Source organism: Methylobacter sp. BBA5.1 (assembly GCF_000746145.1).
Lineage (GTDB): Bacteria > Pseudomonadota > Gammaproteobacteria > Methylococcales > Methylomonadaceae > Methylobacter > Methylobacter marinus.
This window is the reverse complement of sequence record NZ_JQKS01000006.1, coordinates 1-16,306: the sequence shown is the minus strand read 5'-3', so window position 1 is coordinate 16,306 and position 16,306 is coordinate 1. Positions and strand designations below refer to the sequence as shown.

The window sequence follows — 16,306 nt, the reverse complement described above, 5'->3', positions numbered from 1 at the left end:
ATTGTTACCGGTTTCCCTGGCGCGGGTGTTCATGCGGGTTGCCGCGGTCGGGACGCTGTCTTCGGTCTTGTCTTGGCGCCGCCATTTTTCTGCCATTTTCCCGATTCCCGTTATGTTGGCGATTATTATTCCAGGATCTTTGTTGCCCGGTACGGTTCGGCATGCGGCGTTGTTCCCGGCGCGGGTTAGGATTTTCGTTTTTTCTGCCGTTGAATTGCCCGCGATCAGGGCGGCCGGTTACAGGTGCTGTATAATTGCGCCGCGGTTTTCCTCCCTGCCAATTGTCCTCCCGGAAGCGCTGCTGCTGATCATGATTCGGTTTTCCGTGATTTTCCTTGCGGGACCGGTCGATTCTGTGTTCCCAGCGCGGATTGCCCCACTGAGGTGTGTTATTTAGCTTGCGATCGGAATGGTAATGGTTGCCAAGCTCAGGAGACGGTGGCCTGCGGTGATCGGCCTGCCAACGCGGACGGTAGTGATCATGAAGATGATTGATGCCGGGAGTATAGTAACTGTAACCCGGCCCGCCTTGATAATAAGACCGTTGGACAACCGTGTAACCGCCGCCATAAGATGCGTCGCCAGGATAATACGGTTGAGAATAATGGGCACAGCCATTCAGCAGCAACAAACTGATAAAAAATACCTTTTTAATTAATGCATTCATTTGTTATATCCTTCGATATACGGGGCTGGGCTAGACAATAAAAGAAGGAGGCTGAATGAGAGATGAACTGACCACACGGATCGTTTTGCCGATAAACAAAATGTAAAACGGCAGGCATTTACACATAATACCGATATTGATAAGGAATAAGATGAAACATAAAGTAGTCGATGCACTCATTTCCCCCGAAGGCCGTCTCGACGTGCTGTCCAAGGTTGAAGTCAGCAAACTGCTGGATACCAGCCAGGGCGGACTCTACCAGGTATTCCGCAACTGTTCGCTGGCGGTGCTGAACTGCGGCAGCGCCATGGATGACGGCAAGGAACTGCTGGAACGGTACGCGTCTTTTGATATTCACGTGGTTCAGGAAGAGCGCGGCATCAAACTGGAATTGACCGGCGCGCCCGCGCACGCCTTTGTTGACGGCAAGATGATTAAAGGCATCAATGAACACCTGTTCGCCGTGCTGCGCGACATTGTTTATATCAGCGACGAGATTAACGACAATCCGAAAATCAACCTGGAAACTACGGACGGCATCACCAACGCCGTTTTTCATATTCTGCGCAACGCCAACATCCTGCGTCCGATGACCAACCCGAACCTGGTCGTGTGCTGGGGCGGACACTCGATCGACCGCATAGAATACGATTACTCCAAACAGGTCGGGCATGAAATGGGCCTGCGCGGCCTGGACATCTGCACCGGCTGCGGGCCGGGAGCGATGAAAGGGCCGATGAAGGGTGCCGCCGTCGGCCACTCCAAGCAGCGCATCAAGAACGGCCAGTATCTGGGCATCTCAGAGCCGGGCATTATTGCGGCCGAATCGCCGAATCCGATCGTGAACGATCTGGTGATCATGCCGGATATCGAAAAGCGTCTGGAAGCCTTCGTGCGCACCGGGCATGGTATCATCGTATTCCCTGGCGGCGCCGGCACGGCCGAGGAAATCCTTTATATCCTGGGTGTCCTGCTGCATCCCGATAATGAAGACATGCCGTTTCCGCTGATCTTTACCGGCCCCGACAGCGCCATAGACTATTTCGATGAAATCGACCGTTTTATCGCCGGCACGCTGGGCCCTAAAGCGCGGCAGCGTTATCAGATTATTGTCGACAATCCTGTGCAGGTCGCGCGCGAAATGCATGAGGGCATCAAACAGGTGCGCAGTTTCCGTAAGGAAAAAGGCGATGCCTATTATTTCAACTGGTCATTGAAAGTTGATCCGGCCTTCCAGCAGCCGTTTATTCCCACGCATGAAAACATGCGCAACCTGGCGCTGCACAGGAACCAGGAACCGCATGTGCTGGCCGCCAACCTGCGCCGGGCTTTCTCGGGCATCGTCGCCGGCAACGTCAAGGCCGACGGTATTCGTACGGTCGAGCAATACGGTCATTTCGAAATTCGCGGCGACGCCGGCATCATGGCGTTGATGGATTCCCTGCTGGCGTCGTTCGTCGCGCAACAGCGCATGAAATTGCCCGGCAAGGCCTATACGCCCTGTTATCGCGTCATTAAATAAGGGCATTTGGTACAATGGGCAGGACTCAGTCTTGCCCCCTTTGTTTTATGAAAGTCATCTTAACGGAAAAGCCGTCCGTCGCCCGCGACATAGCCCGCTGCCTGAATATCCGCGACAAGCGCGACGGCTATTTCGAGGGCAACGGCTACCGGATCACCTGGGCGTTCGGGCATCTGGTCGAACTGAAAGAACCGGACGACTATCACAAGGAATGGAAGCGCTGGTCTTTGGAATCGCTGCCCATCATCCCGGAAAAATTCGGCCTGAAGGCGCGCGGCGACGCCTCGGCCAAAAAACAGCTCAATACCATCAAGCAATTGTTCAAGGCGGCCGATGAAATCATCTGCGCGACCGACGCGGGAAGGGAAGGCGAGCTGATCTTCCGCTACATCCTGTCCTGGAGCCAGTGCCTGAGCAAGCCATTCAAACGCCTGTGGATCAGCTCTTTGACGGATGATGCCATACGCAAAGGCTTCGCCCAGTTGCAGGACGGCAGGCTTTACGACAATCTCTACCGTGCCGCCAAATGCCGCAGCGAATCCGACTGGATCGTCGGCCTGAACGCCACGCGGCTTTATACGCTGAAATTCGGCCAGAAGGGCACGCTGTGGACCATCGGCCGCGTGCAGACCCCGGTGCTGGCGCTGATCGTGCAGCGCGATGCCGAGATCGCCAATTTCATCCCCAAGGATTTCTGGGAATTGCAGACGCTGTACCGCGAGGCGGTTTTCCAGTACGTCGGCGGACGTTTCGACCGGCAGGCCGATGCCGAAGCGCTGCTGAGCCGGATCGACGGGCACGAATTCCGGATTACCGACGTCAAGGGCAAAAAGGAGACGGTCAACCCGCCCTTGCTGTACGATCTGACCGATCTGCAAAAAGACATGAGCATCCGTCATGGTTTCACGGCTGACCGTACCCTGACCTGCGCGCAGCAGTTGTACGAGAAAAAGCACATCACCTATCCGCGCACGGACAGTCGTTATTTAACTAATGACATGAAAGCCGGCATGAAGCCGCTGCTGGAGAAACTGCGCGGGCCGTTCGGGCCGCAGATAGCGCCGCTCGACCTGGACAAATTGGCGCTGAGCGCGCGTTATTTCAATAATGCCAAGGTCACCGATCACCACGCCATCATCCCGACCACGACGCTGCCCGGCACGCTGTCCCACGATGAGGAAAAACTCTACCAGGCCATCGCCATACGCTTCATCGCCGCCTTTTACCCGCCCTGCCTCAAGCAGGTCACGACGGTGCAGGGCGAGACCAACCAGGTGAAATTCAAGGCCATCGGCACGGTGATCGTGTCGCCGGGCTGGCAGGCGCTGTACAAAAACGACGGCAAAAAGGACAAGGAGCAAAAGATTCTGCCCGAATTCACGCAGGGCGAGACGGGGCCGCATCAGCCCTCGGTCAGCCAGGGCAAGACCACGCCGCCCAAGCCGTACACCGAAGCGACCTTGTTGAGCATCATGGAATCAGCCGGCAAGACCTGCGACGATGAAACGCTCAAGGAAGCGCTGAAGGAAAAAGGCCTCGGAACACCGGCGACCCGAGCTGCCATCATTGAAACGCTGATCAGGCGCCGCTACATCGAACGGCAGAAGAAAAACCTGCTCAGCACCGAGTCGGGCCGCCATCTGATCGGTCTCATCGCCGATGACCGGCTGAAATCGGCGGCCATGACCGGCGAATGGGAATCCAAACTCAAGCAGATAGAACAGAGCGCTTATGATCCCGACCGGTTCATGGCCGAGATCATCCAGTTCACGCAAAAAATCAAGGACGAATCGACCCGGCCGCTTTACGATGCGGGCAGGCTGGGCGATTGCCCGCTGTGCCATAAGCCGGTCATTGAAGGCCGGAAAGGCTACGGTTGCAGCGGCTGGAAGGACGGTTGCCAATTCGTGCTATGGAAACAGACATATGGCGTGCCGATCACGCATGATCTGGCCAGTCAGTTGCTACAGCTTGGCCGGACCCTGCAGGCTGTCGCCGTTCATATCGACGATAACGTCTTCAATGCCCAACTGACCCTGAACGGGCAGGGCGAGACCGGCTATATCAAAGCCAAAGTCCAGATGCAGCCGGCCGAAAGGGAAGCCATTGCCGCCTGCCCGTTATGCAGCGGCCGCATCATCGAAACGGCCAAGGCTTACAGTTGCAGCGAATGGCGCAACGGCTGCAAGGCCGTGATCTGGAAAACCATCGCGCATAAAAAAATCACGGTCGCGATGGCGAAAAAAATGCTCAATACCGGTCAGACAGGCGTGTTGAAAGGCTTTAAATCGGCCAAGGGCACGGCTTTCGATGCCAACCTGAAATTCGTCGACGGCAAGGTTCAGATGGATTTTGCCAGCCGGCCAAGCAAACCGGTTTGAGGTTTCGGTATAATAGTCACTTAAATCAATCACGAGAGAAACAATGAGCAACGTATTCAGTTTTACAGGCACTGTCGGCCGGGACGCGGAAGTCCGGTATCTACCATCGGGCCAAGCCGTGTTGAATGTCACGGTAGCCAACAATATCGGTTTCGGCGACAAGCAGCAGACGCTGTGGGTGCGAGTGGCATTATGGGGCAAGCGTGCCGAAGGCCAACTGCAGAATTATCTGAAAAAAGGCCAGCATGTGTTCGTCTCCGGCGAACTGACTCAGAGGGAATATCAGGCCAATGACGGCTCAACCAGGACCAGCCTGGAAGTGAACGCCAATATTCTGGATCTGGTCGGCGGCCGTAATGCCGAAAGCAGGCAAAGCGAGCCGCAGTACCAGCAAGGGGGCAGACAAAATTCGTCATCGAGCGTGCGCGAACCCGCATCGCCTCAACAGGGCGGCGGTTATGACAATTTCGACGCGCCGTATGATGACGATATTCCTTTTTAGAGGATACCTGAGACTGGTTTTGTAAATAATACAAATAAGCCCCTGATTAAAGGGGCTTTTTTTGTGCTAAAGAAAATTAATGTTCAGTTTCTCTATGGCCTTATTCAGAACGTTTACCTGTTATGTAGACGCATGGGCAGAATTTTTAAAGACATTCCGGCATTCATCGGCATCAATTCCACAGCCATATACTAAGATTGGATCGTCAATCATGTCCCTGTTTAAACATAGGATGTGCCGACGCGAGCGATGCATTTCACCGCGTCGCCTGGAACGCCTGTTTTTGGCTGATGCATCCTATGCAGGATTCTAATTTCAGGCAGTCATTTTTAGCCGAATCCTAAGCGTACTTTAATCTCGCCAATATATCCTGATTAAGTTCGCATCCTCTGAAGCAGCATGTCTTGGCATTGCGTCATCATGGCTGGAAAGGCGACCGCGCCAATCTGTCCCGCTAACTGAAACTACAGCAGTACGGTTTTACCCTTTTCAAAATCCCTGACAAGAAGTTATTTGTCCCTTTATGAAAAATCCTCATTCGAAAGTTAAATTGCTGCCCAGCAAGCCGCTGGCCTTTCTCTGGCATTATATCGGTGCACGCCCCTGGCATTTTGGTGGTCTGATGATCATTATCTTTGGTGCCGCAAGCTGCGCGATCGCAGTTCAGTACGGCATGAAGCTGCTGGTTGACGCCATGGCCGGCGGCGATCGCGTCCATACTGCCGTCTGGTACGCCTTGGGGCTATTGATCGGCCTGATCGTCATCGAGAACACCCTTCTGCGTCTAAGCGGCTGGCTCGGCTGCCGCACAATCCTGGCCAGTTGCGTGGACATGCGCATTGACTTGTTCAAATACCTGACCGGCCACTCGATGCGCTACTTCCATGAGCATCCGAGCGGGTCATTGGGTAATCGCATCTCCTCGATCGCCGGTGCGGTCGAGGCGGTCTACGGAGGGCTGATCTGGAGGATCATGCCGCCCATCGTCGATTTCCTCGGCGCCATGGTTGTGCTGTTCAGTGTCGACCAGCGCATGGCGTTGACGCTGTTCGGCTTCGCGATCACGGTCTCCGCGCTGATCACCGGCCTCGGCATCCGCGGCCGTGCAAAACACCAACACTATGCGACTCAGGCCTCAAGGGTCGGCGGCGAACTGGTGGATGCCGTGTCCAACGCCTGGACCATCAAGGCCTTTTCGGCGCGCAGCCGCGAAAGCGAACGCCTCGCTCAGTTGTTTGGCGAAGAAGCGCACGCCCATCGGCGCAGCTGGATGCATGTGGAGCTGGCCCGGGTATTACATGATATCTGCCTGTCGCTGATGGCCGGCGGCATGCTGGTATGGGCCATCAATTTGTGGCTGGCCGGCGCCGTCACCACCGGTGATGTGGTCATGGTCAGCGCGCTGAGCTTCCGCATCCTGCACGGCTCGCGGGATTTGGCCCTGGCGCTGGTGGACAGTACGCAGAAGATCGGCGCTATTGCCGATACCCTGCGCATCATCAACCAGCCGCACGACCTGGAAGATCCCGTGCCTCGGCTGGCCCTGAACCAAGGCCGCATCGACTTTGAGAATATCCGCTTCATCTATCGGGGCCGCCGCGAGGTATTCAAGGATTTCAGTCTGCACATTCCAGCCGGACAGAAGGTCGGTATTGTCGGCTCATCCGGTGCCGGCAAGTCCACTTTGATCAGCCTGATCCAGCGCCTTGATGATGTACAGGACGGGCATATCCTGATCGACGGGCAGGATATCCGCAGCGTCAGTCAGGACAGCCTGCGCGAGAAAATCGCCGTGGTGCCGCAGGAGACCGCGCTGTTCAACCGTAGCATCCTCGAGAACATCCGCTACGGCCGTCCCGATGCGAGCGATGAAGAAGTCTATGAAGCGGCGCGGCACGCCTTCTGCGACGGATTCATCCGCGAACTGCCGAACGGGTATCGGACCGTGGTCGGCGAACGCGGCGTGATGCTGTCCGGCGGCCAGCGCCAGCGTCTGGGGATTGCCCGCGCTTTCCTGAAGGATGCGCCGATCCTGATCCTGGATGAAGCCACTTCGGCGCTGGATACCCAGGCCGAGGCGGAAATCCAGGCGGCGCTGAGCGAACTGATGCAAGGCCGCACGGTGCTGGCGGTGGCGCACCGTCTATCGACGCTGTCCGGCTTCGACCATATCGTCGTGCTTCATCAGGGGCGCATCATCGAAAGCGGGTCGCCTCATGAGCTACGCCAGAGTGGCGGCGCATTTGACACGCTCTGGCGCCTGCAGGCGGAAGGCTTCAACAGGGAGCCGGATATTCACCTGAAACCGAAAAAGAAAGGATCCGACAATATACGGTCGTTGAGTTACGACACCGAGTAGATGCCAGGACGGCATTTACAACGCTCTAAGTGGGAGCGATGCCTTTATGCCCTTTAGGGTACACATCGCGACTTGTCAGAGTGAACCATGTTCTGCCAAGCGCGGCTGTTATATGCGCAGGTGAGAATAGTGCGAATACCCTGAAGGGCACAAGTACCCATAGGGCATAAACGCATTCGCACTTACAATTTACCTAACCATAATTAAATTGACTGGCTGCTAGCTTACAGCCGAAGGTTCGCCATATCGGATGAACTCTCGCTTCCCGGGGATTCCTTCGGTAACCACCTTCCACACATCGCCATCAAGTGCCTGGTATTCCCGGAAACTGCACGGCACGCCTTGCGCCTCTATGATATTCGCCCTGTCCATGAGGTGGAAATGAAGATGGGGCGCCGTCGAGTTGCCGGAGTGACCGACATCAGCAAGATGTTGGCCAGCCGTCACCTGATCGCCTTCGTGAACCTGCACGGAACCGCACCGCGCATGGGCAAAGAAAGCGTAAATTTCCTCGTCCCTCATTTTCAGGGTTACATGGTTCCCCAGGACAGACCTGAGATCTTTCGTCTTCTCCGGATCGAAGAACAGCGTATTCTTCAGGACCACTGCAAAATCCGTCAGCAGGTGTAGCCGCTTTCTTTCCGCCCACCCGTCTTTCGCCGTCACGATCGTGCCGTCAAAGGGAGCATGAATCGGTTCTCCCCAACCATAGCAGTCTTCAAGGCGGATACCGAACAGCACATAGGCGGTGAGCGAAGGACGGAAGAACTTCCAGTCTTCCCTCTCTCTTTCGATCCGCACAAAGTCATACGCGAATCGCTGGCCGAGCCGATTGCTGCCGTGGCTCGGTATCCGCTCTGCCGGCGTACTCCCGGCTACCCATTCCCCACGCAATGGGAAATCTACAATTACGCGCTCAGGTTCTGCAGTCAAGATTGTCAAGGATTACACTCCAGCGTTAGGTTTTCTATACGGCATAACCAACATTTCATGCATGATAAACGGGCCGGGATTATTCCAAAAGACTTATTTCTAATGGCTGGAATACGGCTCTCGTCCGACATTTAAGATGATTCAAAGGCTGATTTGGGCTGGGAACGGCCAATCCTGTCAATATTCAAGTATAAGGGCCTCGCGCTGCCGTGGCGTATGCCGGCGCAGTCAGACGATGCAGCGCCAATCTTCCGCCCGCACTTTGGTTTGGTAATCAAAGTCAGGCGGATGGTTCCATTGTTTGTGTCACCCGACAAAAAATTACATTTCACCGGCCGCCGCGCTCGGGGATGCTGAGATCGGGTGGCGGCAGAACAAGGAATCCCTCCGGCACCAGAGCGGTCGCCAACATCACTTCATTGATGTCGCGATGCTCGGACCAGGTCTGGGTCCGTCTCTGCTCAGGGGCGCGCCAGAAAGATTCGATCCTTTCGCCAACGGGCACATACTGCGTCAGCTCACGCAGCCGCAGGCGCACGAGTTCATACAGCCGCCGGTTCAGATCATCGTTCATGTGGAATTTAATCGGATCGCGGTTGGCCGCTTCCGCCATCAATCGCACCGCTTGCAGCCCGATGGCCAGGCCGAGTTCGCGAAAGGCGAGCCGATATTCCGCCGGAAGTTGCAGTTCGCTACCCGCTGTGTAGGAGCGCAGCCCCGCGAGCGATGCCTCGAGCATGACTTCAAGAAGATGCAGGTCCGCCATGCTCCCTTGCCGCAGCAACTGCTCCAGGCGGTAGGCGTCCATCAGCAGGCCGCCGATCCCGAGCGGATCGGCTGTTGTTAAATCATCCATGGCAATCATGGCTTTAGCCTGCCGGATCTCATCGCTGAGCCAGGGGCCGGCATTCTCTCGCGGAAACTCGTCAGCGGCAGCATGCAGTTGAACGTAGGTGACGTAACTGTCCAGCGGATCGTGCTGGCCCATGGAGACGACGAGCGGCCGCTTCAGGTCGATACTCATTTTCCAATGCATCCGTCGCGGGCCGCCCGCCGGGGGAAGGTAGGTGAACGCATGGTGCGCGGTTTCGGCGAGTTCCCGCGCCCAGGCATTGAACCGAGGCTGCCCCGTCGAACGCGACAACCGGTCGAGCGCGTGCATCCATTTGGTCAGGTAGTGAAAGTACTGGCCGTCGCGGTCCCATTCCAGCCGCTCGTCAAAGGCTTGGCCGGGCTTGCGCTCGGGTAAACTTTTGCCGATCCGAAGCCCGCCACGGGTCGGGTGCTGCTCTCCCTCTTGCTCGCTCAGTCCGCTGATCCATCCCGTGCGCGAATCGTCGCCACGATGTCGCCCCAGCGTGTGATGCACGCGGTCAACCAGGCGCAGAGCCAGTTCCGTGTAACGCCGCTTTCCGGTCGCGCGCGACAGGCCGAGAAAGTTGCAGACCGCGAAGGCATCCGTCCACAGGTAGCGCTGCTGGGGACGCTTGGAACTCAGTCCGGTGCGTTCCGCAAAGCCGGTCATCAGCTCGACAGCTTCTCGTACACGGGAATCCGGCATGGTTCTAATCTCCTCTTGCGGGCCCGCAACCGCCGTCGCGAGTGAAAGAAATAAAATTATCAGATAGGCAAAACTGCGCATCGGCGAGGCATTCCTATGAGATAGGCTTGATAACGTTTCTTAACGGCACATAAAAAAAGCTCCCGATTAACGGGAGCGAGGTGGTTGCTATGGTACTGCTATGATCAAGTTTCTTACCCTACTGACATCATGGAACTGTTTGCGTTTCGTCAAGCTGTAGCTGATGCGGTTAAAAAAGTGCGGATACCCTGAAGGGCGCAAGTACCCATAGGCATAAATAAATCCGCACCTACACCGGAAATTCATCCGCGCACTTGAGGACGTTATTTTATGCGCGTTCCTAAGTACTTGGTCATGGCAGAGGAGTGATCGCCCGTGTTTGAAAACAGTCAGGCTACACGGGTCATTGCGAAAAAAGCGGGCCCCGATTGATGGCGGCTCGATGAAGCGGGCGGCGATCAGGCGCCGGTTCGATCATAATCCGCTTTCGAGCGTTTTTAATTTCTCAAGGTAATACGGTTTTAATTTATAAATCTTGGCGGGCCGGGAGGCGCCTTGCCTTGATAATGCCCCCGCTATTTCTTCAATCACATCCATTTCCGCTATCTTCCGCCGGAAAGACACTTTATTCAGTGTGTCGCCAAGACAGATTTCATAGATTTTTTGCAACGTCGGCAAGGTAAAAGTCTCGCCTGCCAAAAAGCAGGGCAGGGAAGAATATTGCGCCTTGTTCCTGATACGGTTGACCGTCGTCTTTATAATGTTCAGGTGGTCGAAAGGCAGGTCTTTCAAGTCATCAATGTCGACCAGCGACAGCTGGGGATTGTTCGCCGCTTCGATCACGTCCAATGACACCAGGGCAAAATACACCACGGACACCGACCAGCCTCTCGGATCCCGGAATTTGCCCGAAAAAGTCTCCAACTGCTCCAGATAAGGCGGGCGTATGCCCGTTTTAGTCTTTAACACCCGCAGAGCGCTGTCCAGGCAGTCGTTATCTTCCTGTTCATGCACATAGCCGCCAGGCAACGCATCATAACCTTGAAAGGGCGGGGTTTCGCGTTTCACCAGCGCCACATGCAGCTTGTCGTTCCTGATAGTCAACAGGACCACATCAATGGTTTGGATAATGGGTGAGGTCATAATAAAAGCCTAGTTAGTTACATTTTTATACTAAAGAAAAGGCAATGATTGTCAAGACAAGAAAAAGCGCTGATTTTTTATTGAATATATAGTTGCAAATTGAAACTAAGTAAACTATGCTTAATCCCAACTTCTAAAGGAATCAGGGAGACTCAATGAAAAAGCACATTCAACTGGTTATTATCGACGCGCAAAATGATTTTTGCGATTTGCCGGCCGCCTATTGCCCAACGGTCCAGGGCGTCGGCTACAAGCCTGCATTGCCGGTATCCGGCGCGCATCAGGACTGCCTGAGAATAGCCAGGCTGATCAATGAGGGCGGCGCCGGAATTACCACGATCGAGGCCTTCATGGATACGCACCAGTACCTGGACATAGGGCACGTGTCTTTCTGGATGGACGCCGATGGGCAGGTGTTGACCGAGGCGTCCAGGATCACCTTGAATGAGATCATGGAAAAAAAATGCCGTCCGCGCATGGCCGGGGTGACGGAACAGCTCATAGCCTATTTCGGACAGCTTGAACAGGCAGGGCTCGATGCCATTTATGCATGGCCGGTCCATTGCCAGATTGGGTCATTCGGCCACAACATGCATGCCGATATTCTGGCCGCGTGCACGGGCTGGGAAAGGCAGCAATTAAAGCATGTCGAGTATATCCAAAAGGGCGAGGATCCCTGGTCGGAACACTATTCGGCACTGCAGGCGGAAGTGGCTGACCCGGACAAGCCTTCCACTTTACTGAGACAGGCTTCCATCGATAAGTACCAGTCGGCGGATCTGGTGCTTTTTACCGGGGAGGCGAGCAGTCATTGCGTCAGCAAGACCCTTTTGGATGCGGTGAATAACCTTGGCATTGAGTGCCGGGAAAAGCTGGTGGTGTTGACCGATTGCATGAGCGCAATCCCCGGTTACGAAGCAAAAACCCGGGAAATTTTTAACGAAATGGCGGCGATGGGGCTTCGGATGACGACTTCGGAAGCGATTCTGCCGGAATTAATGGCAAACACACAATAAGGACATAGGGAGACAGACCGATGATCGTGAAAAGTTTACTGGAAAACGACATGTACAAGTTCACCATGTGGCAGGCGATGCTGCATAACAATCCCGGCGCCATGGCCGGATACAGGTTCTTGTGCCGGAGCACGCCGGAGTATCCGTTATCGCAACTGGCCGGCGATCTCAATAACGAACTGGACCATTTGTGCACGCTGTCTTTTCAACAGGATGAACTGGACTACCTGAAATCCTTGCAACTGTTCAGCGCTGACTTTATCGCCTTTCTTACCATTTTCAGATTTCAAAGGGATTTCATCAGGGTGGCGGTTGAAAAAGACACCTTGATGATCGAAGCCGAAGGTCCGCAAATCCATATCATGGGCTTTGAAATATTTTGTTTATACCTGGTGTCCGAGCTGTATTTCCGGCGCTTTGACCAGGCGGCACTGCTCCGGGAAAGCCGCAGCCGGCTGCGGCAGAAAATCGGGCTGATCAAGCAGTATCAATTCAACAGGAAACATCCCTTCGAGTTTTTCGATTTCGGCTTGAGAAGACGCTGGTCAGGCGCGTGGCAGGATGAGACGGTCCAGACCTTGAAAGCTGAACTGCCGGCCTGTTTTAAAGGCACCTCCAACGTTTATCTGGCAAAAAAATACAATCTCACGCCGACGGGCACGATGGCGCATGAATACCTGCAATCCTATCAGGCGAGTGGGTACAACCTGCGTGATTTCCAGAAAAAGGCCCTGACGGATTGGCTGAAGGAGTTTAACGGCAGCCTGGCGATCGCCTTGACCGATACGATCAGCATGGATGCTTTCCTGAATGATTTTGACCGGCCGCTTGCCAGTTTGTACGAAGGCATGCGCCATGATTCCTCCTGTCCTTTTACCTGGGGCGAAAAAGCGCTGGCGCATTATGCGAAATTGAATATCGATGCCGACACCAAGCGCCTGGTTTTTTCCGATGGCCTGGATTTTCCGCTGGCTTTGAAGTTATACGAGCACTTTGCCGACCGCATTAAAGTCGGCCACGGCATCGGCACTCATCTCACCAATGATGCAGGGATCAGACCGTTAAATATCGTCATGAAACTGATGAACCTAAACGGCCGGCCCGTCGCCAAGCTCTCCGATGCGCCCGGAAAAACGCTCTGCGAGGATGACGTTTATGTGGCTTATCTGAAACAGATTTTTAACTACGCCGCATAAACAGGGATAAATGGCATGATCAAAATTGCAATCAACCAAATGAATTCAACCGTTGCTGATTTTCAAGGCAATGCGGCAACCATGAAGGATGCCATGAAACAGGCGGCTCAAAACAGTTCGGATTTACTGGTGTTTCCGGAACTGTCGCTTTGCGGCTATTACCCTTATGACCTGATCGACGAACCTTTCTTCCTGAAACAGGCCGATCATGCCTTGATGGATCTGCTGGCGTTTTCAAAACAGGTCCCGTCGTTGACGGCCATTATCGGCACGGTCCGTCACAACCCGGGCCAGGGCAAGCCTTTTCATAACGCCCTGGTGGCGATCAGCAACGGGGCCATTGTGACCGAGTATTACAAGCAATTGTTGCCCACCTATAACGTCTTTGATGAAAGACGGCATTTCGAGCCCGGCCCCGTGGCTCCCTGTGTCATCACGATTGGCGCCGCCAAAATAGGACTGATCATCTGTGAAGACGGCTGGAACGACAGCGAAACCGAATACAGGGAAAACCCCTTCAGGCAGTTGATGGCGCAAATGCCCGATCTGGTGGTCAGCATCAACGCCAGCCCGTCCAACATCGGCAAACGCGAGCAACGCCACGACATCATGTCCAGTGTCGCCGCGCGTTACCAGCGGCCCTTGCTGTATGTGAACTCGGTGGGCGGACAGGATAGCCTGGTGTTCGACGGGGCGTCATTCGCCATGGATAGGAACGGGGCGCTGATTTTCGAAGCGGTGCGTTTTGGCGCCAGCCAGGAATACCTGGCGTTTGATGCCAGGGAAACGGGCTTCCTGTCGCGCGCCGGCAGTATTGGCGCCATGTCCGACAATGAACTGGCTTTCAGCCAGATTGTATTGGGGCTAAGGGATTACGCGCGCCGCTGCGGGTTCAGGAAAGCGGTGGTCGGATCATCGGGCGGCATCGACTCGGCCTTGACGCTGGCCCTGGCGACGGAAGCATTAGGCGCGGAGAATGTGACAGCGATCACCATGCCCTCGGTTTTTTCCAGCGAGGGCTCGATAACGGATTCCGAAGCGCTGTGCAACAACCTGGGGATTGAACTGATCCGCCATCCTATCAAGGCCCTGGTGGAGCAATATGCCAGGGATTTCGGTTCGGCTTTTGACAGAACCTTGAAAGGACTGACCTTGGAGAACCTGCAAGCCCGTATTCGCGGCACGATTTTGATGGAGTATTCCAATGAGTTCGGAGCATTGTTATTATCGACAGGCAATAAGTCCGAGATATCCGTCGGTTATTGCACGTTGTATGGCGATACCAACGGCGGTTTGAATCTGATTGGGGATCTTTATAAAACCGAGGTTTATCGTTTGTCCCGATATATCAATGACCGGGCCGGGCGGGAACTGATTCCTTCGGACATCATCAGCAAGGAACCTTCCGCGGAGCTGGCGCCCGATCAGAAAGACACGGACAGCCTGCCTCCCTATGAAGTACTGGATGAAATCCTGAAATATGTCATCGAAGGCAAGCAATTATCCCAGGCTGAATACCAGCGGGTGAAAGCTTATGTGGGGCGGGTCAATGAAACCAGCCACGGACTGGTCGACAGAATCATAAAAATGATTGCCCGCAATGAATACAAACGCTGCCAGGCGCCGCCGATCATCAGGATTCGGGCAAGAGCGTTCGGTAATGGCAGGCAAATGCCGATCACGGCAAAATATTAAGGTAGAAGAAAAACGCGCATGAACAAGAAATTCAACGTAGCCGTCGTCATCGGCCGCCACCAGATTTCCCATGTCGGGCATGAACTGTTAAAGCGCAAGGCGCTGGATATCGCCGAGCGGGTGGTCATTATTATCGGCTCATCCTTTCAATCGCGGAATCCGAGAAATCCGTTCAAATGGACCGAGCGCCGGGACATGATTCTTTCGACGCTGTCGGAGGAAGAGCGGGCGCGTACTGCCTGCGTCCCGATCCGCGATTACTACAATGACGATCGCTGGAACGCGGAAGTCAAAAGGATTGTCGGCGAGTACGCCAGCCAGGATATTGCGCTCGTGGGGCATAAAAAAGAACGGGACATCGACACCTACTATCTGGATGACTTTAAGGAATGGAGCTACATACCGGTTGAATCGAATACCAAAATAGACGCCTCGGAGCTGAGATCCGTCTATTTTGAAGCGGAGGATGTGGACGTCTCGCTTTCGGCAATAGCCGACTGGATACTGCCGCCCGTCAAACAGTATTTGAAAGCCTGGTCATTGCGCGCCGAATACCGCGAGCTGGTAAGAGAATATAGAAAAGTGAAGCAGGAACAGGATATGTGGAAAGGAAGCCCTTATCCGGTCATTTTCAGTACGGCCGATGCGCTGGTGAAAATAAACAGTTCCGTGCTGCTGGGCAAAAGAAAGAATTATCCGGGCAAGGGATTGTGGGCGCTGCCCGGCGGCTTTGTCGAAACCGGTGAGCGTGTTTTTACCGCGGCCCTGAGAGAGCTGAAGGAAGAGACCCAGATAGGCCTGATGCCGGTATCGCTGATCAACGACTTCAAAGCCGTTAAAGTGTTTGACCATCCCAAACGCTCCTGTCGCGGCCGCGTGATTACCCATGTCCATTTTTTTGAGTTGAGAGGCGTCAAGTTTCCGGCCATTCAAGCCGCCGATGACCTGGAAGAAGTGGCATGGATAGCGATTGACCGGCTCAACGACATGGAAGAGCTGTTTTTTGAGGATCACTTTCATATCCTTAATGAGTTTTTGGGCTTGCGTTGAAAAACAAGTGTGCTGACCCGGATATTTCATAAAGTGTAAAAGCCTGAATTTGATCCGACAACTTACAAAATCAGTCTTAACTGCACATGATATTGAATGGTTTAAATCGGCCCATTGCACTTTTTCACTCGAATTTTTTGAATGGCGATAATTAGTGCCTGAAAGAAAACTCGCTTTTTTTCATGATTCTGCCAACTCACTGAGCCTAACTCCAGCCATTTTTCGGCGCAGGTCAGTCAATTTCCTCTTTTGGTGGTGCT

Annotated in this window: 12 protein-coding genes; 8 read left to right on the top strand and 4 right to left on the bottom strand. The window is 54.4% G+C overall.

Annotation, left to right across the window (positions count from 1 at the left end; genetic code table 11):
- Positions 1–4: 4 nt before the first annotated feature.
- Complete coding sequence (locus EK22_RS05120) at positions 5–667, bottom strand: hypothetical protein (protein ID WP_036248699.1); 663 nt, start codon at positions 665–667, stop codon at positions 5–7.
- Between the two features lie 151 nt (positions 668–818).
- Here EK22_RS05120 and ppnN point away from each other — a divergent pair, with 151 nt between their 5' ends.
- The 4 genes from ppnN to EK22_RS05100 all read left to right on the top strand — a co-directional run bounded on the left by ppnN (position 819) and on the right by EK22_RS05100 (position 7,431).
- Positions 819–2,189 (top strand): nucleotide 5'-monophosphate nucleosidase PpnN, encoded by a 1,371-nt coding sequence (ppnN, locus tag EK22_RS05115; RefSeq protein WP_036248696.1) that lies wholly within the window; start codon positions 819–821, stop codon positions 2,187–2,189.
- A 47-nt stretch (positions 2,190–2,236) separates the two neighbouring features.
- Positions 2,237–4,570: a type IA DNA topoisomerase gene (locus EK22_RS05110; RefSeq protein ID WP_036248694.1), complete on the top strand. Its 2,334-nt coding sequence runs from the start codon at positions 2,237–2,239 to the stop codon at positions 4,568–4,570.
- A 43-nt stretch (positions 4,571–4,613) separates the two neighbouring features.
- Positions 4,614–5,072, top strand: a complete 459-nt coding sequence (locus EK22_RS05105) for a single-stranded DNA-binding protein (protein ID WP_020157764.1) — start codon at positions 4,614–4,616, stop codon at positions 5,070–5,072.
- A gap of 523 nt (positions 5,073–5,595) precedes the next feature.
- On the top strand, positions 5,596–7,431 hold the full coding sequence (locus EK22_RS05100) for an ABC transporter ATP-binding protein (protein WP_036248692.1): 1,836 nt from the start codon (positions 5,596–5,598) through the stop codon (positions 7,429–7,431).
- A gap of 219 nt (positions 7,432–7,650) precedes the next feature.
- On the opposite strand, the gene EK22_RS05095 is transcribed toward EK22_RS05100, so the two are convergent.
- The 3 genes from EK22_RS05095 to EK22_RS05085 form a co-directional block, all read right to left on the bottom strand.
- Complete coding sequence (locus tag EK22_RS05095; RefSeq protein ID WP_036248689.1) at positions 7,651–8,373, bottom strand: M23 family metallopeptidase; 723 nt, start codon at positions 8,371–8,373, stop codon at positions 7,651–7,653.
- A 319-nt stretch (positions 8,374–8,692) separates the two neighbouring features.
- Positions 8,693–10,006: a hypothetical protein gene (locus tag EK22_RS05090; RefSeq protein WP_036248687.1), complete on the bottom strand. Its 1,314-nt coding sequence runs from the start codon at positions 10,004–10,006 to the stop codon at positions 8,693–8,695.
- A 414-nt stretch (positions 10,007–10,420) separates the two neighbouring features.
- The gene (locus tag EK22_RS05085) at positions 10,421–11,089 is read right to left on the bottom strand and encodes an NUDIX hydrolase (protein WP_036248684.1); all 669 of its coding nucleotides are present in this window, start codon (positions 11,087–11,089) and stop codon (positions 10,421–10,423) included.
- 155 nt (positions 11,090–11,244) lie between these two features.
- Here EK22_RS05085 and EK22_RS05080 point away from each other — a divergent pair, with 155 nt between their 5' ends.
- From EK22_RS05080 to EK22_RS05065, 4 genes are read left to right on the top strand one after another with little or no spacing between them, the layout of a single operon-like run.
- Positions 11,245–12,105, top strand: coding sequence for a cysteine hydrolase family protein (locus EK22_RS05080; RefSeq protein ID WP_036248681.1), 861 nt, complete (start codon positions 11,245–11,247; stop codon positions 12,103–12,105).
- Positions 12,106–12,125: 20 nt separating this feature from the next.
- Positions 12,126–13,301 (top strand): nicotinate phosphoribosyltransferase, encoded by a 1,176-nt coding sequence (gene pncB, locus EK22_RS05075; RefSeq protein WP_036248679.1) that lies wholly within the window; start codon positions 12,126–12,128, stop codon positions 13,299–13,301.
- A gap of 15 nt (positions 13,302–13,316) precedes the next feature.
- Positions 13,317–14,996, top strand: a complete 1,680-nt coding sequence (locus EK22_RS05070) for an NAD+ synthase (RefSeq protein WP_036248677.1) — start codon at positions 13,317–13,319, stop codon at positions 14,994–14,996.
- An 18-nt stretch (positions 14,997–15,014) separates the two neighbouring features.
- Positions 15,015–16,046 carry an NUDIX domain-containing protein gene (locus tag EK22_RS05065; protein WP_036248674.1) on the top strand — a complete coding sequence of 344 codons (1,032 nt, stop codon included), beginning with the start codon at positions 15,015–15,017 and terminating at the stop codon, positions 16,044–16,046.
- The last annotated feature ends 260 nt before the right edge of the window (positions 16,047–16,306 follow it).

Excerpts from the sequence above, each read along its gene's own strand:
- EK22_RS05120 (WP_036248699.1), bottom strand. The coding sequence starts at position 667 with ATGAATGCATTAATTAAAAAGGTATTTTTTATCAGTTTGTTGCTGCTG.
- ppnN (WP_036248696.1), top strand. The coding sequence starts at position 819 with ATGAAACATAAAGTAGTCGATGCACTCATTTCCCCCGAAGGCCGTCTC.
- EK22_RS05110 (WP_036248694.1), top strand. The coding sequence starts at position 2,237 with ATGAAAGTCATCTTAACGGAAAAGCCGTCCGTCGCCCGCGACATAGCC.
- EK22_RS05105 (WP_020157764.1), top strand. The coding sequence starts at position 4,614 with ATGAGCAACGTATTCAGTTTTACAGGCACTGTCGGCCGGGACGCGGAA.
- EK22_RS05100 (WP_036248692.1), top strand. The coding sequence starts at position 5,596 with ATGAAAAATCCTCATTCGAAAGTTAAATTGCTGCCCAGCAAGCCGCTG.
- EK22_RS05090 (WP_036248687.1), bottom strand. The coding sequence starts at position 10,006 with ATGCGCAGTTTTGCCTATCTGATAATTTTATTTCTTTCACTCGCGACG.
- EK22_RS05085 (WP_036248684.1), bottom strand. The coding sequence starts at position 11,089 with ATGACCTCACCCATTATCCAAACCATTGATGTGGTCCTGTTGACTATC.
- EK22_RS05080 (WP_036248681.1), top strand. The coding sequence starts at position 11,245 with ATGAAAAAGCACATTCAACTGGTTATTATCGACGCGCAAAATGATTTT.
- pncB (WP_036248679.1), top strand. The coding sequence starts at position 12,126 with ATGATCGTGAAAAGTTTACTGGAAAACGACATGTACAAGTTCACCATG.
- EK22_RS05070 (WP_036248677.1), top strand. The coding sequence starts at position 13,317 with ATGATCAAAATTGCAATCAACCAAATGAATTCAACCGTTGCTGATTTT.
- EK22_RS05065 (WP_036248674.1), top strand. The coding sequence starts at position 15,015 with ATGAACAAGAAATTCAACGTAGCCGTCGTCATCGGCCGCCACCAGATT.